Annotated in this window: 21 protein-coding genes and 1 pseudogene; 13 read left to right on the top strand and 9 right to left on the bottom strand. The window is 35.6% G+C overall.

Annotation, left to right across the window (positions count from 1 at the left end):
• Positions 1-2: 2 nt before the first annotated feature.
• The 8 genes and pseudogenes from motB (at position 3) to IPH52_02620 (ending at position 5,679) form a co-directional block, all read left to right on the top strand.
• Positions 3-833, top strand: a complete 831-nt coding sequence (motB, locus tag IPH52_02585; GenBank protein MBK7053929.1) for a flagellar motor protein MotB — start codon at positions 3-5, stop codon at positions 831-833.
• Positions 834-865: 32 nt separating this feature from the next.
• Positions 866-1,390: a flagellar basal body-associated FliL family protein gene (locus tag IPH52_02590; protein ID MBK7053930.1), complete on the top strand. Its 525-nt coding sequence runs from the start codon at positions 866-868 to the stop codon at positions 1,388-1,390.
• Positions 1,391-1,625: 235 nt separating this feature from the next.
• Positions 1,626-2,141, top strand: a complete 516-nt coding sequence (locus tag IPH52_02595) for an NADAR family protein (protein MBK7053931.1) — start codon at positions 1,626-1,628, stop codon at positions 2,139-2,141.
• Positions 2,142-2,234: 93 nt separating this feature from the next.
• A pseudogene (locus IPH52_02600) lies at positions 2,235-2,677 on the top strand (PIN domain protein).
• Positions 2,674-2,892 (top strand): hypothetical protein, encoded by a 219-nt coding sequence (locus IPH52_02605; GenBank protein ID MBK7053932.1) that lies wholly within the window; start codon positions 2,674-2,676, stop codon positions 2,890-2,892. The pseudogene IPH52_02600 and the gene IPH52_02605 overlap by 4 nt, the downstream one beginning before the upstream one ends.
• Positions 2,893-2,958: 66 nt before the next feature.
• Complete coding sequence (gene kdsB, locus IPH52_02610; protein ID MBK7053933.1) at positions 2,959-3,690, top strand: 3-deoxy-manno-octulosonate cytidylyltransferase; 732 nt, start codon at positions 2,959-2,961, stop codon at positions 3,688-3,690.
• On the top strand, positions 3,690-4,124 hold the full coding sequence (locus IPH52_02615; protein ID MBK7053934.1) for a hypothetical protein: 435 nt from the start codon (positions 3,690-3,692) through the stop codon (positions 4,122-4,124). Before kdsB ends, IPH52_02615 begins: the two co-directional genes overlap by 1 nt.
• A gap of 136 nt (positions 4,125-4,260) precedes the next feature.
• Positions 4,261-5,679, top strand: coding sequence for a magnesium chelatase (locus IPH52_02620; GenBank protein ID MBK7053935.1), 1,419 nt, complete (start codon positions 4,261-4,263; stop codon positions 5,677-5,679).
• 35 nt (positions 5,680-5,714) lie between these two features.
• Here IPH52_02620 and IPH52_02625 read toward each other — a convergent pair whose 3' ends face one another.
• The 3 genes from IPH52_02625 to IPH52_02635 all read right to left on the bottom strand — a co-directional run bounded on the left by IPH52_02625 (position 5,715) and on the right by IPH52_02635 (position 8,515).
• Positions 5,715-6,986 carry an HlyC/CorC family transporter gene (locus IPH52_02625; protein ID MBK7053936.1) on the bottom strand — a complete coding sequence of 424 codons (1,272 nt, stop codon included), beginning with the start codon at positions 6,984-6,986 and terminating at the stop codon, positions 5,715-5,717.
• A 95-nt stretch (positions 6,987-7,081) separates the two neighbouring features.
• Positions 7,082-8,044 (bottom strand): hypothetical protein, encoded by a 963-nt coding sequence (locus IPH52_02630; protein ID MBK7053937.1) that lies wholly within the window; start codon positions 8,042-8,044, stop codon positions 7,082-7,084.
• Between the two features lie 204 nt (positions 8,045-8,248).
• Positions 8,249-8,515 carry a hypothetical protein gene (locus IPH52_02635; GenBank protein MBK7053938.1) on the bottom strand — a complete coding sequence of 89 codons (267 nt, stop codon included), beginning with the start codon at positions 8,513-8,515 and terminating at the stop codon, positions 8,249-8,251.
• A 13-nt stretch (positions 8,516-8,528) separates the two neighbouring features.
• Between IPH52_02635 and IPH52_02640 the strand changes: the two genes are divergently transcribed.
• From IPH52_02640 to IPH52_02655, 4 genes are all read left to right on the top strand, one after another.
• On the top strand, positions 8,529-11,333 hold the full coding sequence (locus tag IPH52_02640) for a right-handed parallel beta-helix repeat-containing protein (protein MBK7053939.1): 2,805 nt from the start codon (positions 8,529-8,531) through the stop codon (positions 11,331-11,333).
• Positions 11,334-11,557: 224 nt separating this feature from the next.
• Positions 11,558-13,783 (top strand): putative Ig domain-containing protein, encoded by a 2,226-nt coding sequence (locus IPH52_02645; GenBank protein ID MBK7053940.1) that lies wholly within the window; start codon positions 11,558-11,560, stop codon positions 13,781-13,783.
• A 70-nt stretch (positions 13,784-13,853) separates the two neighbouring features.
• Complete coding sequence (locus IPH52_02650; protein MBK7053941.1) at positions 13,854-15,176, top strand: protein kinase; 1,323 nt, start codon at positions 13,854-13,856, stop codon at positions 15,174-15,176.
• A gap of 36 nt (positions 15,177-15,212) precedes the next feature.
• Positions 15,213-16,013: a hypothetical protein gene (locus IPH52_02655; protein MBK7053942.1), complete on the top strand. Its 801-nt coding sequence runs from the start codon at positions 15,213-15,215 to the stop codon at positions 16,011-16,013.
• A gap of 5 nt (positions 16,014-16,018) precedes the next feature.
• On the opposite strand, the gene IPH52_02660 is transcribed toward IPH52_02655, so the two are convergent.
• Positions 16,019-17,119 carry a hybrid sensor histidine kinase/response regulator gene (locus IPH52_02660; GenBank protein ID MBK7053943.1) on the bottom strand — a complete coding sequence of 367 codons (1,101 nt, stop codon included), beginning with the start codon at positions 17,117-17,119 and terminating at the stop codon, positions 16,019-16,021.
• Positions 17,120-17,153: 34 nt separating this feature from the next.
• The gene (locus tag IPH52_02665; protein MBK7053944.1) at positions 17,154-19,919 is read right to left on the bottom strand and encodes a response regulator; all 2,766 of its coding nucleotides are present in this window, start codon (positions 19,917-19,919) and stop codon (positions 17,154-17,156) included.
• 242 nt (positions 19,920-20,161) lie between these two features.
• Here IPH52_02665 and IPH52_02670 point away from each other — a divergent pair, with 242 nt between their 5' ends.
• Positions 20,162-20,881, top strand: coding sequence for a hypothetical protein (locus tag IPH52_02670; GenBank protein ID MBK7053945.1), 720 nt, complete (start codon positions 20,162-20,164; stop codon positions 20,879-20,881).
• 55 nt (positions 20,882-20,936) lie between these two features.
• Here the strand turns inward: IPH52_02670 and IPH52_02675 are convergent, their stop codons facing one another.
• The 4 genes from IPH52_02675 to IPH52_02690 all read right to left on the bottom strand — a co-directional run bounded on the left by IPH52_02675 (position 20,937) and on the right by IPH52_02690 (position 24,937).
• Entirely contained in the window at positions 20,937-21,287 is a 351-nt protein-coding gene (locus tag IPH52_02675) for a hypothetical protein (protein ID MBK7053946.1), read from the bottom strand.
• A gap of 190 nt (positions 21,288-21,477) precedes the next feature.
• Positions 21,478-22,437, bottom strand: a complete 960-nt coding sequence (locus IPH52_02680) for an electron transfer flavoprotein subunit alpha/FixB family protein (GenBank protein MBK7053947.1) — start codon at positions 22,435-22,437, stop codon at positions 21,478-21,480.
• Positions 22,438-22,448: 11 nt separating this feature from the next.
• On the bottom strand, positions 22,449-23,210 hold the full coding sequence (locus IPH52_02685) for an electron transfer flavoprotein subunit beta/FixA family protein (GenBank protein ID MBK7053948.1): 762 nt from the start codon (positions 23,208-23,210) through the stop codon (positions 22,449-22,451).
• A 176-nt stretch (positions 23,211-23,386) separates the two neighbouring features.
• Positions 23,387-24,937 (bottom strand): hypothetical protein, encoded by a 1,551-nt coding sequence (locus IPH52_02690; GenBank protein ID MBK7053949.1) that lies wholly within the window; start codon positions 24,935-24,937, stop codon positions 23,387-23,389.
• Positions 24,938-25,162: the final 225 nt, after the last annotated feature.

Here is a 25,162-nt window from a genome sequence, read left to right on the forward strand (position 1 = left end):
TTATGGCTAAAAAACAAAACTGTCCTGACTGCATTCAAAAAGTAGCGGAGTATATGTTGACCTATGGAGACATGGTGACATTACTCTTATGCTTCTTTATTATGCTGTATACTACTGGAAAAACGAATCAGAGGGAAATGCAAATTATCCTCTCTGTATTCAAATCTTCTACAGGCTTTTTTGATGGGGGACAAACACTTGCGAAAGGATCTCTCGAAGAACTAGGGATGAACGTAGAGAGCTTGCCTTCTCAGACAAGTGGGAAAGCACTTTCTAAAGCTAGAAATCAAGCAACGCAAGTATTCAAATCGGAAATAGAAAAGGGAAGAGTTAGAATCACAGAGGATGAGCGCGGGCTTGTGATTTCTCTGATAGGAGCAGATTACTTTAATCCTGCCTCCGCCATTTTACTTCCACCTGTTAAAGATGTATTAAAAAAAGCTTCTGGACTTATTAAAGATTTAGAGCGTTATGTAAAAGTAGAAGGTCATAGTGATGAAGATGCAGTTCTTCCAGGAACGAACGTTGGGCGTGAAGAAAGAACCTATATCAACAACTGGGATTTAGCGGGGGCAAGATCGATTAACTCCACCGTTTATATGATTAACGTTGGAAAACTTCCTCCCGGATTATTTCAAGCAGTTAGTTATGGCTCAGCAAGACCATTTGCCGTAGAAGATATGGGAAGCCCTGAAGCGAAAGCATACAATCGAAGAATTGATATTGTAATTTTATCTGAAAAATCAGTGAAACGAGGTTTCTCTGAAAGCAACCTAGGATTGCCAGATACAAAACTCCCGAACACGGAAACTTCCGTAGAGGGTGAGGACTAAAAAAAAATTGAACTTGTTTAAGGAGATTACTCATGGGTGATGCAGCAGCAGAATTAGAAGACGAAGATGGTAAGCCGGCGGCGGAGCCGAAAGCATCGTCACCAATTATAAAATGGTTAATATGGATTGCAGCGGGGATACTAGGCGTTATTCTCGTAGCGGTTATATCTACATTTGTCGCACAAAAGACAGCTACAAGTGTTTATAAACAACAAAAGAATATCGCACTTGTAAAAGCTCCACCACCACTCGAAACATTTAACTTCGTTGACGAGTTCCGTATCAATACTGCTGATATTGGCGAAGCACATTTTATCAAGCTGAAATTAACATTTGGTTTTGACGCAGGACAACAAGCATTAGGCGCAGAGCTTGCAACCCGTCTTCCTCAAATGCAAAACATCATCAACTTGATTATCTCTCGTAAAACAAAAGAAGATTTAAAAACTCTAAACGATCAATTGGATTTACGCGAAGAAATTAAAGCTCATATCAATCACATTCTAACAAACGGAAAAATCAAAGAAGTCTACTTCCACGAATTTATCGTGAATTAAGATTTACCACTGAGACAGAGAGGCACTGAGGAGGGTATACATATTCTCTGTGTCTCATTCTGTCATTCCCGAAATTTTTAATCGGGAATCTCAATTTCTACAGATGCCCAATTAAAAAAGAAGCTTAATGTTTATGGGAATGACATCGGAAAATTCAAATCTATTAACAGCCCCTTTATTTCATTGACTAATCGATTTAGAATGAGTAGTTTGTTCACTATTGAAGAGGCAAATCATGATTACATCAAACAAGCCCGCTGACTCTTACTGGGATATTCAAGAAAAATATATTTTCTTTCTAAAAGGCCATTTAAGTCAATGGTGGTATAGTCCATTTATTTATTCTGGAATAGAATTCAATTGTGCAGAACAATTTATGATGTATCAAAAATCAATTCTCATGAATGATCTTGAAACAGCTTCTGATATATTAAATACAGATAATCCAAAAGAGCATCAGCGATTAGGAAGGATTATCCGTAACTTTGATTCAAATTTATGGGATAAAGTAAAATACCAAATTGTATATTTAGGAAATTTTTTAAAGTTCTATCAAAATATTCATCTTAAGGAAATTCTATATCAAACAAACAAAAAAATCTTAGTTGAAGTAAATCCAAATGATAAGGTATGGGGAATTGCTCTTGCAATTGATAATCCTGATAGGTTAGATCCGAAAAACTGGAAAGGCGAAAACCTATTGGGAAAAGCTTTGACCCATTTAAGACAAGATTTACAAAAGGCTATTTGATAAAAATAAATGCAAAGAAAAGAAAATAAGGCTATTGACGATTTGCCTCAGGCTTTTTTGTATGAGACATTTAGGTATGATAAGGAAGAATGAATGCGTATTTATTTAGACAACTGTTGTTTTAATAGACCCTATGACGATCAAAGTCAATTTAAAATTAGAATTGAAAGTGAAGCAAAGCTTGCCATTCAAGAAAAAGTAAAAAATGGGCTTATCGAATTAGTTTGGTCATTTCTATTGGATTACGAAAACGAACAAAACATTGACGAACAAAAGAAAAATGAAATTTACAATTTTGAACGATATGCTAAAATTTACTTTGTTGGAACCGGTGAAACCGAAAAGATAGCTAATAAGTTTCATTTATTAGGAATAGGGAAAAAAGATTCTATTCACTTGGCATGTGCAATTGAAACGAAAGCAGATTATTTTATCACAACAGATAATGGAATTTTATAAAGAAGAAATCGGAAATTTCTGAGATTTCAATTTTAAATCCCGTTGATTTTATTATTAAAATAGGAGAAAGCCAATGAGAACCGATGCAGAAATTAAATCTATAGGATTTAATATCCTATTCAAATATATGGATATTATCGAAGCAGAGAAATTTATTTCTATCATTAATCGTGAAAAGTTTGATTATACAAAATGGAGACAAAATCTGTTTGAAGATATGACGATTGAAGAAATTATTAAAGAAGGCAAAAAGTTCGCTGTTGATTTTAGAAAGATTCAGGGAGTTATATAATAATTCTATGAAAACTAAAAATTTTGATACAATCACTATGAAATGGAAAGCACAAGAAAAAACAGTATGAACATAATCGGAATTATCCCCGCACGTTACGCAAGCACGCGACTTCCTGCAAAGCCACTGGCGAAGATTGGAAGCAAAACTATGATTGAATGGACTTACTTTCATTCCAAGAAAGCAAAGTCATTATCAGATGTAATTGTGGCAACAGACCATGAAGATATTTACAAAGTAATTAAAAATGCAGGTGGAAACGTTGTAATGACCGACCCTAACCATGCAACAGGAACAGACAGACTGATTGAAGTAGTAAGCGGATTATCAGGAGTAGACGTAGTTGTAAATATCCAGGGAGATGAACCTGGAATAGAGCCTGAACTCATTGATGGAGTTGTAGCATTAAAGATAAAAAATAGAAATTGGGAAATGACTACGGCTGCTTGTCTCATGCCTGCATCCGATCAAAGCGACCCGAATCGAGTAAAAGTAGTCTTTGATAAAAACCAGAAGGCTTTGTATTTTTCACGCTCTCTGATTCCATCAAACCACAAAAAGATAACACCCGTTTACCGTCATTTAGGGATCTATTCCTATGAAAGAGAATTTTTACTAAATTACAACAATTTACCGCAAAGCGAACTCGAAGCATCCGAATCACTAGAACAACTCCGCGCAGTAGAAGCAGGGCATAGTATCGGAATTTATTTAACCGACAAAGCAGGATTATCCGTTGACTCACCAGAAGATTTGGAAATAGTGATTAAAGACTTTAAAGAAAGAGGGTTAATCTAGTGGAAGAAACTGCACCTGTGCCAGCACCAATAAAAAGCGGAGTGCCTTACGGTCTCATCTGGGGAGTCTTGTTTATCTGCGTTTACGCTTATCTTTTCTTTTTCTTTGGAATCTATTTCATATGGAACCAGGGACTTCCTAGTGACTTAAGCGGCTTTTTAGTATTAGCCGGAAGTTCCATAGTATATCTGATTGTTAGTGTCTTAGGATTTATTCCCGTATTCATTACCTCAATAGTATTCATTGTCCGCGATCGAAGTATAAGACAAAGCTTTAAAAATAACTGGCCTGTCCTGCTCGCTCTTATTTATCCTGTTCTACCTAACATTCCCGGACCGGTTGATGAATCAGTCATGTCTGTCATCATGTTTTGCATTCGTGTATTTCTTTTCTTCAAAACAGGAAAAGATGTAACTTTGCCTGCAAAGAAATAATTTAACCTATCTAAAATTTACTTCGCTGAATAATAGAATTTTCCAGCGCTAGAAATTACAGTTTAATTTTGAAAGAGCCATAAAAATTTCTTTTCATTTTATGGCTTACTTCATTCTCTAATGTTAGAGGACTTAAATGAAAGAAATTAGAACCTTTGGTGAATTAAAGAAAAGCAATTATATCGAGCGATCTATCAAAATGGAAATGGCAGAAAATCTATCTGCTAAACTCTTAAACAAAGAAATCATATTTCCCAAAATTCACGGCTATGAAGATACAGTAATTCCTCAACTTGTAAATGCAATTCTTTCGGGGCATAATATTGTTATGCTCGGAGAAAAGGGTCAAGCCAAGAGTAGAATCATGCGCGCCTTAGTCAACCTGCTTGACGAAAGAATTCCTATCATCAAAGGAACTGAAATTCCAGAAAGTCCTTTTCACCCTATCACCGCTAAAGGTAAAAAAATAATCAACGAGCAAGGGGATAATACTGAATTAACCTGGCTTACTCCTGATGAACGTTATGGAGAAAGACTTGCTCCCGGTGCAAGAATAGGAGACATCATTGGTGATTTAGATCCTTCTCGTATTGTGAATGGGGAGCCGTTATCTTCTGAAGGTGCAATTCATTTTGGATTACTTCCCCGTATGAATAGAGGCATATTCGCAGTAAACGAAATGCCTGACTTAGATTATCTAGTGCAAGTTTCTCTCTTTAATATATTAGAAGAAGCTGATATTCAAATTCGTGGAATTCCTATTCGCTTTCCGCTTGACGTTATGGTTTGTTTTACTGCAAACCCGGATGATTATTCTAGAAGTGGAAAAATCATTTCTCAATTAAAAGATCGCATTGGTTCGGAGATAAGAACGCATTATCCTAAGACGAGACAAATCGGACTTGAGATAACAAAACAAGAGCTTAAACTTCCCCTCAAGACTCCCGAAATTATTGTTCCTCCTTATATCGAAGAGATCATTGAAGAAATCACTATTCAAGCTAGAAGTTCTCATTTAGTAAATCAAAAATCAGGAGTCAGCGCAAGACTCTCTATCGCAAACTATGAAGTAGCCGTTAGTTCAGCCAGAAAACGTGCTCTGAATTTTGGTGAATCAAAAGGTTACGTAAGACTCACTGACTTGGGAAATATATTTGCATCTTGCTCCGGCAAAATAGAATTAGACCCTTACCGCGACGAAGCCGTCAGCGAATACCAGGTTGTAATCAAACTACTTGACCAGGCAACACGTATAATTTTTGAAGAATATTTTCCTCCCAAAAAATACGCATCGAACTTCAATGACATAGCAAAACAAATATACGCGATGGGCAAATTAGAAATATCCGATCTAATGCCTACTGCAAGTTATCGCGCTTTATTAAAAACCGTTCCTGCGCTATGGGATTTACTGCATGAAAAAGGAATGGATGGAGAAGATCATCTATTTGTAACCGGTGTAGAATTTATTTTAGAAGGACTAGCGTCTACTCAGAAGTTATCCCGTCGTAGACTAGGAGAAATTTCTACTTTTAAAACTGTGGATGCTTATTGATTCAATTTTATGTTTTGAGTTATAGATCAAAAGTATTATGATATTGCCCTAATTAAGACCTTATCGATCTTGACTCCATCCATATCAAGGATTTCAAGCTCGAAGTTTTTCCATTTAAGCTTTTCACCTTCTTTGGGAATATGGGCTAGTTCATTTAAGATTAGTCCACTAATTGTATTAATTTCATAATTATGAACAAGGTCATCTAACTCAAAGTAAATAAGGAAGTCATGTAGCGGATAATGACCATCTACCAACCATGTCCCATCCTCTCGTTTTTCTAACTTTAATTCATTTTGATTAAACTCGGAAGCATTTCCGACAAGGGCTTTTAGAATGTTATCCAGTGTAACAATACCCTGTAGCATTCCATACTCATCAGTAACAAGCGCATAATGCACATTTGTCTTTTTAAATTTTTCCAGTGCCTTATAGGCTGAGGTTGTCTCTGTAATATAAATTGGTTCTTGCAATAGAGATGAAATGTTGAAATTCTCTTGGTCAATATTTACAAATAGGCTCCTTAAACTTACTACGCCTAAAATAGTGTCTGGATTCTTGTTATAAACAGGATATATAGAATGAAGAGCTTCTGTGATTGTCTGTCTTACTTGTTCTTTAGAAAAACCTGACTCCAAGAATGTCATAGAACTTCTATGGGTCATTAGAGAGCTGACCTTTCGATCACCAATATAGAAAACTCGTTCAAGAATATCTTGCTCAATCTTCTGCACTTCTCCATCCTCCGTTCCTTCACGGATAATAGCTTTTATCTCTTCTTCTGTAACTTTATTATCAGTAGAGGGGGTAATTCTAAGTAGCTTTAAAACTAATTCAGTAGTTTGAATCAACAACCAAATAAAAGGAGCTGTGGCGATAGAAATCATCTTCATTGGTTGTGAAATACTCTTGGCGATGCTTTCTGGATAGGTTAATCCAATTCTTTTAGGAACCAACTCACCGAATACTAAAGAGAAAAAGGTAATAGCAACTAATACAGTGCTAACTGCAATTGGGTGTGCGTAGTTTTGAAAAAATTGAATTTGCGCAATATCAGCTTCTAAATTTTTCGTAATATTTTCACCACTGAAAATTCCAGTCAGTATTCCGATTAAAGTAATTCCAATTTGAACAGTCGATAAAAAACGATTAGGAGAACTTGCTAGCTCTAGAGCAATCTTCGCACCCTTACTTCCCTTCTTAGATGCAGATTCAAGCCGGTTCTTTTTGGAAGAAACCAGCGAGATTTCTGACATTGAAAAAATACCATTCAAGAGAATTAGAATTATGATTACAATTATTTCCATAGCACGCTTATCATTCTTTGCAAAAGACGGTTTTCTTGTCTATTTACAATTCGATTTTTGTTAAGAAGAAAAATCGAATTCAGATATCGCGGACTCTAGAATATATTCAAGCCTACACAGGCAATTATCTCTAAAAATCCAAAATTTTGATTCGCTCGATCTTTTGACATACCAGTGGTTTGGATATAGAGTAAATCCATGTAACCGCCTTTGAGGGTTGTGTCAAAGAAATATCTTTTATTATAATCAAACCTAAAACCAACGTTAGTCGATACACCATAACCGCCAATATTGTATCTATTATTCTTTCCTTCGCCAAAAAGTCTTACATCACTCTTGAGGATAATAGGACCTGCACCAACTGCCGCATTTAAACTAAAAGCATGTTTGCCATCAACAGACTCCCAAAGAGCATGAGTAATTCCGATATCACCGCTAAAATAATTTAATCCATCTGTATGCTCAAACTTCAGAAGGTCAGGCGTAACCTTTACTCCTTGCCCTCCGTGATACCCTGCATATGAGTTTGTTGTTTCAGGAAATAAATAAAGATAAACAAGAATATCCGGTGCTGCAAGTAGATGACCTTTTTGAAGTGCGAGTGGGGATATATACCCGTAGATACTTGCATCTTGTCCGCGACTCATTACATATTTCATATGATCTTGCCCAAAGGAAAAAAAGACTTTGTCCGTTATATACTTTCCCCATCGCCAATTGAATTGCGGTATATCGAACTTAGTCGGATTGATATAGTTGCTATCAATCTTTTCTGGTTTGTCTTGAGCGGTTACATCTTGTAAGGTGAACTGATATCCGGGACCTTTGAAGTTAATATCACTTTGCGTATAATAGCCGCGATTGTATCCCCAAGTAAAGAATTTCTTTCCTTTTCGCTCTGTCACTCTACGTTCAGATAAATCAGGAGATTTTTCCTCCTTTGACTGATTGATTTCGGGTGACGGCTTTACTTCTGTCTGCTCCGTGCTTGCCTGTGAATATAAAAATGACCCATTCAATAGGATCAGACATAAAATGATTAATTTTTTTTTTTGCATTATTAGTTTCCAATCAGACTTTAAATTTGCATCAATTTAATTGTCAATGAAAGTAAACCATTAAGCCTCTTATTTATTTCATAAAACGTTTTGAAACATTAGCTAAATCAAAATGAGTCTTGAAAACATTTTGTATCAAACTTATCTTTTATGAAAAATTCAATTGACATTTTGTTTTCTAAGCCTACCATATTTCACCATGCTTTATAGACTTATAATAATTCTATTTTTTCTAGTCAATGTGCTTACTTGTGAGAGTATTCCTTCATCGACTAATTCTAATCTGGGTTTTATTTCATATATAGCAAGACTTTCTAGTATTGTCAGTAATTCAGTAACAGCCGAAAGTGCGCCAACTCTTCCACAAACTCCTACAACTACTGGCATTCCAAAAGTTGTTTCTACAGACTTCACTTCCAAGAATACAATATCTCCTGTTGTCATTTCTAAAACACAAACTCTTTTAGTCACTTTGGACACCCCTATGAGCGCAGTTGGTTGTAATATAAAGATAAATGGAGGAGTTGTTGCTGGCACAACCACAGTTTCAACCGATAAGCTTAGTTTGTCTTTTAAACCAAGTTCTAGTTGGGGAGTAAACATAGTATCTGGTCTTAACTTAGATTTGTCCAGTGATTGTAAAAGTGAAGGTGGAGTTTCGTATGTTCCCGAAAAAGGGGTTACTGTTTATATTGCGGACTCGTTGGTCTACGTAGACTCAATAGCGGGTAATGATAATAATTCAGGAACTTCGCAAAATCCAAAGAAAACATTACAGGCTTCGATTGCTTCCATTCTTTCTCTTTGTTCTGGAACTGTCGCTTGTGTTATAGCTATGAAAGGTGGCACTTACTCTATATCAGCTCCTATATTAATTTCGTCTAACGTTAGTTTGTTTGGTGGTTTTGATCCATCTGATTGGACAAAACGCAGAGCGGATAAGACAAGTTTACCTCCTTATGATACTATTATAACAGATACATCGACCAATGTAACAGGAACAGGACCTGATCCATATTCTTCCGTAAAATTTTTCAATCATGCTGGAACAAAGGAAAAAAGTATCTTAGATGGAATTATTGTAAATGGACCTGTTTCGGCTAATGCTGGCTCTTATGTATCACCAATCGGAGTTGTAAATCTGCAAAGTGGCTCTGGGGTTACTATAAGAAATACCGTTACAAACGATTTTAGTTCAACACTTAGTCTTACTTCGGTAGGCTTTGTTTCTTCGAATAGTGCAGGAACAATCGATCTTACAAATAATAAATTCAATGCTTCTCTTGTTGCAGGCGCATCAAGCACTACGCATGGGATTGTTTATAATGGCTCGACTGGAACAAGTGCAATCTCCATCTTGAATTGTGACATTGATGCTGGAATATCAACGACCAATTCGAGCGGATTTTTTCCAACGAATACTATTAATGGTATTGTAACACTTAGTAAAAATACAATTACAGCTAGAAATTGTCCTGGCTGTGATTCAATTGGGATTACAGCTAGTTTTGCGACAGCAAATGGCATGACTATCTCTGAAAATACAATTAATACTGGATCGGGAATTAATTCTTTCGGTATAAATTATACAAGCGGCAACGGATTATTAGTCGATAAAAATTCAATTACAACCGCGCCTGGAACAACCTCCTCGAAAGGAATCACGACGGGGGCAAGTGCCTCTAATCCTACCATTTCAAATAACACAATCATATCCGGATCGGGCGGGACAAATGGATCTCAAGCAATTGTCTTTTTTAATTCAACGGGGACACATACTATATCTGGAAATAATCTTACATCTGGATTATGCAATGCGGCTAATTGTGTTTCGGCGGGATTACAAATAATTGGTTCTACTACTACAGTAGCAACGAACAATATAATGACTGGCGGGCTATGCACGGGAGTTACTTGTAGTTCAGCAGGAATTCATTTATCAGGTAGTGGAACAACTCATACATTTTCAGGAAATACTATTACATCAAGTCTCTGCAATACCTCAGCTTGTATTAGCACTGGAATTTTTGATAATGCGCAGGCAACGTTAACTTTTAATAATAATACAATTTCATCAGGAACTTGCAGTGGACTTAACTGTGATACCCGCGGTTATTATCTAAGTCATACATTTAATACGATGAGTAATACAGTTACTTTTTCAAATAATAGTATAATATCTGGTAACTGCACTGGAACTTCTTGCAAGGCGTTTGGTATTTCGGCAACAAATTCTATGGGGGCAAGTATTACTTATAATTTTACTGGTAATACAATTTCTTCCGGTGATGCGACATTACAAGCATCGGGAATCAATATTGCTTTTAATAATTCAACATTGACCATAACAAATAACACAATAAGCAGTGGAAGTGCTCCAACTACATGGGGTATCAATAATGCATTTTCTGCAGGAACGACTTATACTGGAAATACAATTTCCGTTGGTGCCTGCACAGGGTCTTGTCTACAAATAGGTATCAGACATGCGGCAAATTCTGGTTTAACGATGACAGGAAATACGGTTAACTCAGGAGTAGCCGGTGCGAGTAATTCAAGCAGAACTGCTCTTAGTTTGGAAAATTGGAGTGGAGGAGCATCAAGCGTTCAAAGAAATTCTTTTTTAAATGAATCCGGTGTAGGAACTCCCATAGCTGTTGATATCCCTACTCCAAATAGTAATCAATTAAAATTTTGTAGCAATGTTTTATTTGGTGGAGGAAGGACTAATGCCGGTAATGCGATAACACTACGAATGGCACAAATGAATGCAGGGGCAGGAACAAAATTTAATGGAAATACAATCATAGGTGCAAGTGTAAGTAGCGGAACTGTTTTTTCTGTAAATTTTATAACTAATGCAGGTTATACGAATTTTAGTTTAGATCAAAATATTATTGCAGGGAATCCGGTATCTTCTGCATCTACGACTTGTATAAAAGAAAATGCTGCATCTACCTATCAAACATTAGCAGCAAATAACTTGTCCAATTGCAATACACTCTATGATGAAAACGGTATTATCCGCAATAATTTTTGTAGTGGAAATTTTGGAAACGGATGCGGGGCAGTTTTGGCTAACCCAACTGGATTGAACAATACAATCTTATCTCCAGTTTTTGTAAACTTTGCAGGAAATGATTTTCATCTTGATCCCGCAACTCCCACAGGAATTTCACAGGGCATGACCTCAGGCGATCTTTCCGTTTTTTCAACTGCCTGCGGAAATTCTCTTGATAGAGATGGAAACACAAGAGTAGCTAACTCAGCTATCGGCGCTTATAAATAACTTTTTTTATGAAACTATGAAATAAAACTCCAAGGCATTAAAAAAGGATTCAATTTAATTGTTATAATCAAATATGGAAAGATATATAAATTTGCTTCTTCGAAAAGGATGCTTGAAGGAATTTTCTGGAATACAAATGGAAATTTATTTTTCACGAGAGATTTATTATAAAAACTGAATAAGATCAGTCTATAGTTAGTCAAAAAATTTCGTCAAATATATATATGAAAACAAGACTCAGAAAATTTATCTTACTGCAAGTAACGACTCTGATCGCTCTATTTGTAAGTTTTTTTTTCTCAGCCTGTGCTCTTGATCAGAATCCTAAGTTGTTTTATATATATGATTTGGTTCAAAAAAATTCAGTAAACACTTCATTAATTCAGTATACGGTGAGCGGAACAGTTACCGGGTTAACTGGTTCTAGTTTAGTTCTTCAGAACAATGGAGCAGATAACATTTCTATTCAAGGAAAGGGTAGTTTTACTTTTAACACTGCATTAAATGCAAATGCAACATATTCAGTGACAATCCTAACATATCCGTCTTCTCCTACACAATATTGCTCCATCGCAAACGGAAATGGATCTATCACAAATGCCAATATCACAAATATTACTATCACTTGCTCGGACTTATCGATAACCTACAGCGGGAGCCCTTTTACCTTTACGATAAATTCAGCAATTAATGCAACAATGCCGACAACAGTTGGATCTATTACATCATGTAGCGCAAATCCTACATTACCCGCAGGTCTAAGTATTAGTAATACCACATGTGAAATCACAGGCACTCCTACGACAAGTCAGACTGCAACTACTTATACAATTACAGCCAGTAATTCCATTCTCACGACGACAACTACGATCAGTATTACAATAAACTCAAATGCATTTTCTGTCACCTTCACAGGAAGTCCTTATACTTATACACAAAATACTCCTATCACGACAAACGCTCCTATCTTGATAGGAACACCAACATCTTGTAGCGCTAGTCCAGCATTACCCGCTGGTCTAAGCATAAATAATACGACATGCGCTATTAGTGGAACTCCAACAACGATTCAAACACTCACTACTTATGTCATTACCGCAAGTAATTCAAATTTGAGTATTACGACATCAATCGGTATAATTATCGATGCAAATCCTCCTTCTGCATTGACCTATACCGGAAGTCCTTATTCTTATAGTCAGAATTCAGCAATCACAACTAATACTCCTACAGTTACTGGCACAGTTACTTCTTGTAGCGCCGCACCGGTGTTACCCGCTGGTCTCAGCATTAATGCGACAACATGCGCGATTTCTGGAACACCAACAGGAACCCAAGCGGCTACTGCTTATACTATCACGGCGTCAAACGCATTCGGAAATACTACGGCTAATATAAATATTTCAGTCATAATTGCTGCACCTTCTGCTTTAACCTATACAGGAAGTCCTTATTCTTATAGTCAGAATACAGCAATCACAACGAATACTCCTACGGTCACTGGCACAGTGACATCTTGTAGCGCATCACCGGCGTTACCCACTGGACTCAGTATAAATGCAACAACATGTGCGATTTCTGGAACACCAACGGTGACACAGGCAACAACGATACATACAATTACTGCCACCAATGCGGGCGGAAATACAACTGCTTCGATTAGTATAACTGTGACAGCAACCCCATCTGCACTAACCTATTCAAGTAGTTCTTATACATTTAAGAATAATACGGCCATTGCAACGATAACTCCGACAGTCACCGGCACAGTAACCTCTTGTAGTGCAAGTCCTGTATTACCCACTGGATTAAGCATTCACAATACGACCTGCGCTATATCGGGAACACCAACAGTCAATCAAGGCACGACGAGTTATACAATTACAGCGAGCAACGCAGGTGGAAGCACAACGGCTACTTTTAGTATTATAGTGCAGACAACTGTCTACAAAATTTTCGTAACTGCTTCCACATTTAATGGAGACTTAAGGACTGCAGGTGGTGGCGGAGACGGTCCTGCTGGTGCGGATAATCTTTGTAATGCGGATGCCAATAAACCAAATACAAGTTCTTATAAAGCAATTTTATTCGCAAATGGTTTAAGAGAAGCAAGGCCAACTTTAAATAATTGGGTTTTACAGGCTAATACTGTGTATGTTCGTGGCTCTGATTCGGCACCTATTTTCACAACCAATGCTTCTAGTATATTTACCTTTGGATCGTTAACAAATCCTTTTGACTCAGGTGCTCAAAAACAATATTGGACGGGCTTTAGAGGATCTGGAAATGAATGGGAATTAGGATTGTTTAGATGTAATGAATGGGAAAGCTCATCGGGTATTATGACAGGACGTTTTGGATTGAGTGATGCTACTAGTTATAGTTCAATTTCAACTGGAGCGCAAAATAATTGCAACACATCAAAGTATCTTCTTTGTGCGGAACAATAATTTGTTGCCAATTCACTCCTAGATTATTTATTCTTAAGTTGCGAATTAAGAATATTACGTTTTATCAACAATGCAGACTTTAGAACAACTTCAATCTGGTAAATTAATTGGAACAAAAAATCTCAAACTCTCCTGTGGATTAAAAAAATTCCCAAGCGAAATACTCGCATTATCCGACACTTTGGAGCAATTGGATTTATCCGGTAATCAGTTATCAGAGCTACCGGATAATTTTGATTTGCTTAAAAATCTAAAAATTCTTTTTCTTTCAGATAATCATTTTACAAAGTTTCCAGGTATTCTTTCTAAATGTATAAACTTAGATATAATTGGATTTAAAGCAAATGAAATTGCAGAAATTGAAGAAGATGCTTTCCCAAATAACTTACGATGGCTTATCTTGACAAACAACCATTTGTCGCAATTACCAAATTCTATTGGCAAATGCTATCGCCTTCAAAAATTAATGCTCGCCGGGAATAGACTTACAACCCTGCCTGAAACCTTAGCTGAGTGTAAAAATTTAGAATTGCTTCGAATTTCAGCAAATAGCCTTACGGAAATTCCTGCATGGCTAGTATCTCTGCCAAAATTAGCATGGTTAGCATTTGCGGGTAATCCTTGTTCTGCTCATTATTTTTCGAGTTCTAATTTACCTGACATTTCATGGAATGAACTTGAAATAAAAGCTCAATTGGGGCAAGGTGCTTCTGGTATAATCCATAAAGCCGAGTGGATAACATCAAATAGGCGGTCTATAGCAATAAAGGTATTCAAGGGCGGAATTACAAGTGATGGACTTCCAATAGATGAAATGCTTGCATCGGTTGCAGCAGGAAGTCATCCTAATCTTGTTAAATTGATTGCAAAACTTTCCAATCATCCAGAGAACAATCAGGGTTTAGCGCTAGAATTAATTCCAGATACTTTTGAAAATCTAGGAAACCCGCCGAGCTTTGAAACCTGCACAAGAGATACTTTTAAAGAAGGCTTGCTTTTTCATCTTGATTCAATACTGAGAATACTTATGAATATATGCTCTGCAATAGAACATCTTCATTCTCGTGAAATCATGCACGGTGATTTGTATGCCCATAATACCCTAGTCGATAAAAGAAATTTCAAAATTCTCTTTGGGGATTTTGGAGCTGCAACCATTTATAAAAGTAATTCCAATGTTGTGGAAAGTATTATTCGCCTAGAAACAAGAGCCTTTGGCTGTCTTATGGATGACTTATTACAAAGAGTTTATGAAACTGAAATGGCATCAGAAGCTTACAAGTCCCTTATGAAAATTAAATTGAAATGTTTAGAAAATGAAGTTCTTGCGCGTCCTGACTTTACAAATATCAATAAAGGACTTGTTGCAATAAAGAAAGATTATTTTGATTGACTTGTGACTCCAACTGCCTTTCATTTGGAATTGTCTATGATGAATTCAAATAAGAAATTAGCAATGGCTGCTCTCGGAGCTCCAGATACAAGAAAAGTTACCGATGAGAAAGTTGAAACTGACATCAAAGTAAGTAATATCATCAGTATGAATGAAGTAACGATTTTTTTAGGGGATGATCATATCAAAGAAGTTCTTCGCTCCAATTACAATAGGCTCAGACATCTCTTCGATCGCTATACTGTTATAATAAAAGATAAACAAGACGAGCGAATTCGTCTGATGAAAAGTTTCGACCAGCCAATAGTAATTTTAAACCGTGACGTTCCTGAAAGCACACCAGCAATGTCAGTGCCATTCAATGATTATTTCCGAATGCTTAAGGGAGAAAAAAATACAGAGCCTTTTAAAGCTGAAATTTGTGTTCCAATAAAATATCGACAGTTTATTATCATTGGATATGTGCAAGTTTTACATTCTAAGAGACTAGATTTAAATTCCTTTAATCTAGTTGGACTTGCCGCTTCGTCTATTAAAAAGGAAATCAGTGAATATAAAAACTATGAAGAATCCACAGAAGTCTGCAAAGTGACAAGCATCACTGAAACTGAAGTTACTTTTTTACATTCATTAAACAAACACTTTTCACGAATTTTTCAAATGGGTTCGATTGTTATTCTGGATTTGTATTCGAAGGATACGCGGCTAACAGTAAAAGTCTCTATTAAGGGACTAAAGCCATTAGACAAATATTTTGCGGTCACAGGTCAGTATGTGAATATGTCAATTGATCAATATGAAAAGATTGAAGGACTATTAATTCCTCAAACAGCTTGATTTTTTCATTCTAAGCTTCCTTTGAATGAAAGCAGAATTTCTGTTCCGTGATTTGTTTTTGGACTTTCGATTGTTTTTATTTCAATATTAGCATTAGACATTTCTAAGAATTTTTTTACAAGTGGCATTCCATAACCTGCGCCTGATTCACCTTTTGTTCCCGGTCTACTAGTTGGCTTAGTTATATCAAAAATATTGTCCAAAATTCTTTGAGGGATTCCTATTCCATTATCTTTGATTGATAGAATTATTTGTTCCTCTTTCTGGAAGGCATGAATCTGAATGCTAGAATTTACAAATGAAAACTTAATTGCATTTGTTATAAGATTATCAATAACGGAGTGCGAAAAAGAGTTCGTATCAACATGTATTAAAAAATTTTTAGGAACATTTACCTCAATGCTTATTTCCTTTTCATGTAATAAATTTTTAAATATTAACAAAGATGAGTTGATTGTTTCTAATAAACTAACTGATTTGATATCTACATTGTATTTCTTATCTTGAATGCTATACATTTTCTTCACACTATCCAAGATTTCCATGCAATTTTTTGTAGCCTGTTGTAATATATCATTCATCTCAATGTAGACTTCTTGATTTTCAGGAAAAATCTGATTGATTGAATCTATTGCGACAATTGGATTTCTGAGATCGTGAAGTAATACTCGAAGCAACTCTTTGTTATTCTCATTTGTTCGTTTTAATTCTTCTGTTCTTTCTTTCAGGGCTAATTGTTGATTCACTCTCGCGAGTAATTCCGGCGGATTAAACGGTTTCGCAATATAATCCACACCACCAACAGCGAAAGCTTTTATTAGATTCTCTGGCTCAGACATCGCAGTTAAAAAGATGATAGGGATTTCTGAAAACCTTTCATCTTCTTTGATTAATTTGCAAGTCTCATAACCATCCATCTCCGGCATATTAATATCTAAAAGAATTAAATCTGGCATTTTTTTTTCGACAGCTTTCAATGCTTGAAATCCACTAGTAGCAAGGAAAATATTATATCCATGTTCTGATAAAACTTGTCCTAATACCTGAACATTTTTTGGCATATCGTCCACGATTAGAATTTGGTGTTGTTTTTTTAATTTTTCCATGAAATATTTTTTAACCCTGCTTATATCTTTAGTTTTAAGAAGAAATTTTTTTTAATTCATCCATTAAATCAGGAAACTGTTTTAGGAGAGAAATAATTTTATCAATATCAAATCGATCTGCATATATCTCTAAATCTCTTCCCCATAAATATAGCGGCTTATATTCATATTCCTTTCCCAGAGATTTGATTTGCTTCGCCAAACGAACAGTTTCCGCTACATCAATTACTTCAATAAGATCTTCCAATTTTTTCATTGTATCCGAAGCTATACTTTTGATGAGTATTCGAACATTGGATAAACTCAATCTTACTTCATTTTCAGATTGGCTTTCTTCGATATCTAATTGCTTAGATTCAACTTTATAGTTCAAAAATTCTGATATTTTTTCAATTAAATTTTTTCGACTTACTGGTTTTTGCAAATAACCATCACAAGAGTCAATCACTTCAGTCTTTGTTTGCTCAAAAGCCGAAGCAGTGAGAGCTATAATAGGAATGTCTTTAGTCTTATTATTAGATTTTAAAATCTGAATGGCTTCGACTCCATTCATAACAGGCATTTTAATATCCATAAGAATTAAATCAGGGCGATTTTCTTCTACCGCCTCAAGGGCAAGTTTCCCATTTTCAGCTTCAATTATTATTAAATTGCTAAAATCTTCTAGAAAATTTCGAACAAGTTGTCTATTCACAAAGATATCATCCACAACTAAGATTTTTCCAGGTTCAAAGTGAAATTCATTTTCTAAAATGTCAAAATTTTCTTCACTGCCAAGATTCGCATTGATGCTAAAGCCTGAGAATACTTCCAAATTTTTTAATACAATTTCAAATCGAGTCCCTTGATTAATTTCACTATGTAAGAAAATTTCTCCGTTCATTAATTTTATTAGTTTCCTAGCAATCGTTAAGCCAAGTCCTGTCCCACCATATACATTGTGATCTTGACCGGATCGCTGTGTAAAGGCATCAAATATTTTACTTTGATCCTTTTTTGGAATTCCTATTCCAGTGTCTTCTACTTCAATTAATAATTCTACTGTATTATCTTTCGAATTATAGGAAATCTGTTTAGCGGATACTTTGATGTAACCAGTATGAGTAAACTTTACAGCATTCCCTATTAGGTTTAGGAGAATTTGTCGTAACCGCAATTCATCCAGAACAATCCTATCCGGGAGCTCTTCCGAAATAATAAAATCTAGTTTTAATCCTTTTTCTTCCAATTTTTGAGAGAAGATTATTTGCATCTCTTCAAACATCTTCTTGAAGTGAACAACAGAATTGTTTAATTCAAATTTACCGGACTCTATCTTTGATAAATCCAATACGTCATTAATTAATTTCAGTAAAACTCTACCGCTGGTAATAATGGAAAGGGCATATTGCTTCAAATTTTCGTCTGTAAGTTTTCTATTTAAAATTTCGCTAAATCCTAAAATTGCATTCATTGGAGTGCGAATTTCATGACTCATATTTGCTAAGAATTCACTTTTTGCCTTATTAGCATTATCCGCAGCATTTTTTGCTTCGATAAGTTTCTTTTGAAATTCATTTCTTTCAGTCACATCTCGAAAACTTGCAATTGCGCCATACAAATTATTGTCTTTATCGAGTAAGGGGAGTGCATGAACAGAAAGCCATTTTTGATTTCCCTCTTCATCTACAATTCCATGCTCAATAGGACCAACTTCTCTTTTTTCTCTCATGGCAATTGCTAAAGGTAATTGATCCAGAGGGTAAGGGTTACCAATTGAATCAACTTGGCGCCATTCTTTAGAATTAAAATAACGCTTTGCAATTTCAGTTTCTTTAATAGAAAGAATTCTTTCCGCTCCCTTATTTGCATAGATGATTTCGCCTTTGAGGTTAACCTCAACTAGCCCCTCAGGCATAGACTCAAGAATCTCGTTTAATTTCTTCTCTGCTTCTTTTAAAGATATTTCAGTTAATTTTAACTCCGTTATATCTGTGACAAGAACAACAAATCCTTTTACTTTTCCTTCGCTGATGTCTGGAATATATTGAGCCCAGGTATATCCTAATTTGCCGTCAGGTTTAGGGATCGCACGCTCAAATCTTTGAGTGACTCCGTTTAAAGCTCCTAATATAAACGGTTCATTTTTTTTGTAGATAGTTTCTCCCAGAACATCCTGAATTTTCATTCCAATCATTTCTTTTGCAGTTCTTCCAAACCATTCATGATAGGCACGATTAGCAAAACAACAACGTAATTCAGTATCCCAATACCCAATCATTCCGGGAATAAAGTCTATTACACTTTGATTGAAATGATTTTGTTCAATAAGAGTTTCCACCTTATTATTTAAATCCAGGAACTTTATTGCATTTCGGCTAAGAGCAATTAACCCATTGATTTGCTTTTCAGAGAATTCTCTGGGCACTACATCCATAACACTTAAAGTGCCAATTCTATAACCGTCAGATGTAACAAGTGAAGCACCTGCATAGGATAACACTTGCTTGCCTCTTAAGAAATAAGGATAATTCCTGAACCGTTCATCTTTAGAGCAATCTGCAACTGTGAGAACGTTATCAGATAAGATTGTTTTTGCGCACAATGAATAAACCAGCGTTGAATCAGAATTCTCAATGCCAATTGCGGACTTAAGCCAAACACGCTCATCAGTTTCGAAACTAATAAATGCAATCGGTGTATCGCAAATTGACCCAGCTAGTGACACAATGTCATCGTATTCTTCTGATGATGTATCAAATGGGGCATAATTTTTAAGCCTCATTACTCTATCCGGATTACTTTGCGAAAATTTTGACATTGCCTTTATGTAACTGTCAATTTGTATAAAAGAATTTCAACCAATTATTTATGAAAAGCGTTTGGGATATTGCATATAACGTTGCGATTTACATTAGCAAATAGAAAAGCTGGAAGTGAACTACCAGCTAAACGTTAGAAGAGAAAATCCTTGAGTGGTTTAGGTAAATCTGCCCACCTACTAGTAGGGAGTAGGCTAATTTATAGTTTAACAAGCATAGCTTATTGAAGATAATACTTATTATGCGAGATTTTAAAATACTAAAAGAAACATCCTATTTATTTTTAATTCTATCAATTCTTATCCAAGGATCTTGTTTCTTTAGAGCCTACAAAGACAGTGAAGAGATTTTGAAATCAGAAACACTGAAGGAAGAAGAAAAATTTGAAGAGAGAATTACATTTGTTATTGCATACTCGTTTAATCAAGAAAACTTATTAATTTCCGTTTCAAGCTATAAAGCTACTCATAGACAAATTATTGCGCTTATAAAAGAGAAATATAAGGATTCTAAGAAAATTAGATTAAACGATCCAGATGAATCGGAAATAGTCAAAGCCTGTCGTCAAATTAGTATCCTATGTGCACCTGGCGCAGTAATTTTAGTTTCAACGGAATTTCTTTTCCTCCCGTTTCGATTAATAAGCTTTCCCGAAGAACGTTACGAAACAAGAGTCATAGACAAAGGTGTTAGTAAAATCGAAGAAATAAAAATCCCAGACAATATTTTTTTAAAAACAGATTATACTCAGGATAAAAATCAAAAGCTTTACGAAATTAAAAATGGATTAGTTCAAATTCCTATTAATGAATTAATCCTTGGAGAATATAAAAAACCTCTCATAAAACTCATTTTATTTAATACCAAAACGGCTACGAATGATTATGCGACATTCATTGATTTAACAAAAGAAATGGAAAAAGATTCCGAGTTGGTAAAGAGATTAAAAGAAAGATTCTAGAAGAAGCTTCTATCATTATCTGTCTTCTCGACATTCTTATAACAGATAAAACAAATCAAAGTTTATTCTTTACGATAGAAATGTCATTATAGAATGGTGGTTTTTCAATTTTACAAATTAACTTATAGTATCCTAAATATTCCGAAAAGGATTTATCATTGTCAATGGAATCAACTGACTCAACAAATTTTGTCTCAATATATATTGTTTCTCGACTGGACAATTCGATATATGTATAGCCATTAAAACTTGCCGCTCTGACTCTTTTATTATCTTTAATTCTACCAAGCAATGGGCACGGATTTCGCAAGGAATTATCTTCTGCCTCCATATTTTGCAAGAAAATACAATCAGAAAAACAGGTTAATAAAAGTAGAATTATAAAAGAAAGAATCGTTTGTTTCATTTTAATATCATAAATCTTTATTTTTTTAATCAAAAAAAAATATTGCGTTAGCGATCAACTGGATGACTGCGGATAATTCATATCATCCGCAGTCAGGAAGGCGAGCGCGGCGGCTGTCTACATAAAAGTAGAGACGCGATTAATCGCGTCTCTACAACATCGAAATTGCGCCGCAACGCCCGAAAGAAAATTAACCTAAAACTTTTTTAAACTCAGCGGTTAATGCAGGAACTACTTCAAACAAGTCAGCAACAACACCGTAGGTCGCTACTTTGAAAATAGGAGCTTCGGCATCTTTGTTGATTGCGACGATGTATTTAGAAGAACCCATACCAGCCATGTGTTGGATAGATCCAGAAATACCGCACGCAATATAGCAATTAGGCGATACAGTTTTACCTGTTTGTCCAACTTGGTGGCTATGAGAAATCCAACCAGAGTCAACAGCCGCACGAGAAGCACCTAACGCTGCACCTAAAAGATCAGCTAGAGATTGTAACATTGGGAAGTTCTCAGGACCTTTCATACCACGACCACCGGAAACGATGATAGAAGCTTCAGTGAGTTGAATTTTGCTTCCACCGGACAATTCAGTTCCAGTGATTTTTACTTTCACATCACCTGCACCTGCGGATACTGCTTCTACTGCACCGGCACCAGCTTTAGAACCAACCTCTTGTGAGTTTGGACGAACTGTGAATGCTTGTATGTCAGTGGTTACTTTGATGTTTGCGTAAGCTTTACCGGAATAGATTGGTTTTTTAGCTACTACTTTTCCACCGTCAACCGAAAGACCAACTACGTCAGCTACAATTCCAGAGCCGATTTTAACAGCTACTCTTGGAGAGTAATCTTTTCCATAACCAGTATGTGGCATTAGAACTACAGTAGGTTTTTTAGCTTTTACAGTTTCAGCGATTACGTTTGCGTAAGCTTCTGCATTGAAGTCACCAACGTTTGCGGTTAACACCTTGTCAGCCCCTACAGCACCGAGGTCGCCAGCAAATTTTTCAGCACCAGCACCGATTAATAATACTTCTACTTGTCCTCCGAGGGTATCCGCGATTTTGCGCGCTGCGGAAGTTAACTCTCTAGAGATTTTTTTTAATTCACCGTCTTTGATTTCACCAACTACGAATACATTTGACATATCAGGGCTCCTTATATAACCTTAGCTTCTTCTCTGAGAGCTTTTACTAATTGAGATGCAAAACCTGCTGCATCAGCCGCTTCTAATTTACGTCCTGCAATACGTGGTGGTGGTGGCTCGAGTCCAACGACTTCGATTTTTCCAGCCGGATTACCAAGATCAGCCGCTTGTTTTACGTCGATTGGTTTTTTCTTAGCAGACATGATACCTTTTAAAGAAGGATAACGTGGCTCATTTAAACCTTTAGTAGCAGTAACAACTACAGGGAGTGAAGTTTCAACGGTAGCAGTTCCACCTTCTACTTCACGAGTAATTTTTGCACTTGTTCCTGCGATTTCAATTTTGATTGCGAGAACAACATGACCTACACCAAGCTCTTCTGCAATTTGAACAGGAACTTGAGAACTATCAGTATCAATCGACTGTCTTCCAGCAAGAATAATATCCGCTTTTTCAGCTTTCGCAAAATTTGCAATTAACTGAGAAGTAAAAATAGAATCGAATGTATTGTAATTGTCCACTTTGATATGAACTGCTTTATCAACACCCATAGCATAAGCAGTTCTAAGAACTTCTTGGACTCTATCAGGACCCACGGAAACAGCGATCACTTCCCCGCCGTTTTTCTCTCTGAGTTTAATGCCTTCTTCGATTGCAAATTCATCATAAGGAGAAATGATCCACTTGATTCCTGCTTCATTGATAGATTTGTCACCGAGTTTAATATTGGTTTCTGTATCAGGAACCTGCTTCACAAGCACGACAACTTTCATAAACGCCTCTTATATATAATATTTTGACTTTAATTGAACTTAATCTTGAAACCCGTATCCTAGAAAAGCCTTTTTTAGTACACTTTGTCTAATTTACGGCGTTTGTTTTAAGCATTGCGATGGTATTAACGGTAGGGAACGCATATATGCATTCCCTACATCGAAAAAACGTCGCCCTAAGCCTGGGTCTTCTTTATAAAACTTAAATCTTCTTTTTTGAATACTTTAAATTCGATTTGTCCGTTTTCTTTTTTGCTGGAGACGTATACTTTGTTGTCATAGAAAGTAATGATCGAATCTGGATTTACTTCTTCTTTAGAGCGGGTAAGGCTTTTTAGATTTTGATCAAAGCGAGTTAGATAAAACTTTCCATCTAAATTTTCGATTGCATATAAAAAATCGCCTCGAATTTCGATTGGTGTTTTGTGATAAACGTTAACTTCTGAATTGCCTACGATTTTTAAATCATTTTTTTTCAGGAAAACTAATTTGATTTGTTCTTTTTTTTCTAAAAAACCTATTACTAAAATATTATCTCCAAAGACTTTAAAGGTTTTTCCACAGATTTTATTGTATTCACTTGTATAAATAAAATCCTCTTTTGCCGGATCAAGCAAATGAATTCCGTTGACGCAATGGCTGTCGATATCGGAAATAGGTTTTATGAAAACTAATTTTCCATCTACAATATGAGAAGAATACTCTGGCTCTAAAAGTCTCGGGTCAAATTTAACTTCTACTTTTTTTTCTTCTGGGGGTAGAGGAATTACTTTGGGAGTTCTTTTGGGTGAGGCAACTCCTGTTAGCTGCTCTTCTCTTTCAATCAAATCGTCTTTTTGTTTTTTAATATCTCTTTTTTGTTTCTCTAAAGCCTGGTATTCTTTTTCTAGTTTTGCGATTTCATCTTTATTTTTCTCAGGATCTTTTTTTAATTCTGTTAGTCTATCTTGAATATTTTTCTGCTTTGCTTCGATTTCTTTTTCTAACTTTTCTAATTCTTCTATCTTTTGGTTAATTTCCATTAACTCCCTGGCACCTTTTTCTTTCATCAATTCTGCAAATTTCTTTTTATCTTCCTCCCCGTTCTTCTTATCGTTAATAATTTTATTCACTTCGTTTTCTAGCTCATTTAAGGTAACATCTTTCTGAAACTCTTTGAGAGCATTTTTTTCAATCGGTATGATGATTTCTGTTTTACCTGGCCAGTCTTTGTATTTAATTGCAATACCTACATTGGAGCTACTCAATTTCTTTAGCAAAGCTTTACTGTATTTTGATTCAAAGAAACTAATATTTCCTCTGTGCATACCATTGTAATACAAAACATAAATCGCTAAAATATCTGCTTTAGCAACATTATAATCGAACGCAGTTTGTATGTATCCTGATAATACTCTTTGGATTGAATTTATATGACCGAAACTAGTGCTTGCATCTAGAAATATAACATCAGCTCCAAATTTATTTTTTTCCATTGAGCCAACACGAATTGCTTTGACTCCATCTAAAGAATGTGCTTCATCGGGTTTATTCGATATTAACCCCGCTAGCTTTTTCCCAATCGATTCATGTAAATATTTCGTTTCAGATGCAGCCTTTTTTCGGCTTTTGTTTTGGAATTCAATCTTTTCGGCTTCCTTGATTTCCGATTCTTCGAGCTTAGTTTTGTCCTCTGCAAATATATCTAAAAAAAATAATCCAGCTATCAAATACAGTATATACTTCATTTTTTCCTTTCCTGAAAATTATATTCTTATTGGTAAAATGTATTACCCCTTCCTAATAATACCACCCAATTCTAGACCTGCAAATTAAAAGTTAAATTACAAAAAAGAATTCAACAGCATCAAATTAAAACCAGTCTTTGGACAAATACCCAAAAAGCTGGAGAACGGCACAACGCTTAGTTTTATAGAGACATAGCCATTGTTAGTGCGGATTATCGCAGATGT

It is taken from the genome of Leptospiraceae bacterium (assembly GCA_016708435.1).
In the GTDB taxonomy this organism is placed as follows: Bacteria; Spirochaetota; Leptospiria; order Leptospirales; family Leptospiraceae; genus UBA2033.

What these genes read in the sequence shown, in the direction of transcription:
- motB (MBK7053929.1), top strand. Translation starts at nt 3, where the DNA reads ATGGCTAAAAAACAAAACTGTCCTGACTGCATTCAAAAAGTAGCGGAG.
- IPH52_02675 (MBK7053946.1), bottom strand. Translation starts at nt 21,287, where the DNA reads ATGAAACAAACGATTCTTTCTTTTATAATTCTACTTTTATTAACCTGT.
- IPH52_02640 (MBK7053939.1), top strand. Translation starts at nt 8,529, where the DNA reads ATGAGCGCAGTTGGTTGTAATATAAAGATAAATGGAGGAGTTGTTGCT.
- IPH52_02650 (MBK7053941.1), top strand. Translation starts at nt 13,854, where the DNA reads ATGCAGACTTTAGAACAACTTCAATCTGGTAAATTAATTGGAACAAAA.
- IPH52_02645 (MBK7053940.1), top strand. Translation starts at nt 11,558, where the DNA reads ATGAAAACAAGACTCAGAAAATTTATCTTACTGCAAGTAACGACTCTG.
- IPH52_02620 (MBK7053935.1), top strand. Translation starts at nt 4,261, where the DNA reads ATGAAAGAAATTAGAACCTTTGGTGAATTAAAGAAAAGCAATTATATC.
- IPH52_02625 (MBK7053936.1), bottom strand. Translation starts at nt 6,986, where the DNA reads ATGGAAATAATTGTAATCATAATTCTAATTCTCTTGAATGGTATTTTT.
- IPH52_02655 (MBK7053942.1), top strand. Translation starts at nt 15,213, where the DNA reads ATGATGAATTCAAATAAGAAATTAGCAATGGCTGCTCTCGGAGCTCCA.
- IPH52_02665 (MBK7053944.1), bottom strand. Translation starts at nt 19,919, where the DNA reads ATGTCAAAATTTTCGCAAAGTAATCCGGATAGAGTAATGAGGCTTAAA.
- kdsB (MBK7053933.1), top strand. Translation starts at nt 2,959, where the DNA reads ATGAACATAATCGGAATTATCCCCGCACGTTACGCAAGCACGCGACTT.
- IPH52_02660 (MBK7053943.1), bottom strand. Translation starts at nt 17,119, where the DNA reads ATGGAAAAATTAAAAAAACAACACCAAATTCTAATCGTGGACGATATG.
- IPH52_02685 (MBK7053948.1), bottom strand. Translation starts at nt 23,210, where the DNA reads ATGAAAGTTGTCGTGCTTGTGAAGCAGGTTCCTGATACAGAAACCAAT.
- IPH52_02690 (MBK7053949.1), bottom strand. Translation starts at nt 24,937, where the DNA reads ATGAAGTATATACTGTATTTGATAGCTGGATTATTTTTTTTAGATATA.
- IPH52_02630 (MBK7053937.1), bottom strand. Translation starts at nt 8,044, where the DNA reads ATGCAAAAAAAAAAATTAATCATTTTATGTCTGATCCTATTGAATGGG.
- IPH52_02590 (MBK7053930.1), top strand. Translation starts at nt 866, where the DNA reads ATGGGTGATGCAGCAGCAGAATTAGAAGACGAAGATGGTAAGCCGGCG.
- IPH52_02670 (MBK7053945.1), top strand. Translation starts at nt 20,162, where the DNA reads ATGCGAGATTTTAAAATACTAAAAGAAACATCCTATTTATTTTTAATT.
- IPH52_02680 (MBK7053947.1), bottom strand. Translation starts at nt 22,437, where the DNA reads ATGTCAAATGTATTCGTAGTTGGTGAAATCAAAGACGGTGAATTAAAA.
- IPH52_02605 (MBK7053932.1), top strand. Translation starts at nt 2,674, where the DNA reads ATGAGAACCGATGCAGAAATTAAATCTATAGGATTTAATATCCTATTC.
- IPH52_02595 (MBK7053931.1), top strand. Translation starts at nt 1,626, where the DNA reads ATGATTACATCAAACAAGCCCGCTGACTCTTACTGGGATATTCAAGAA.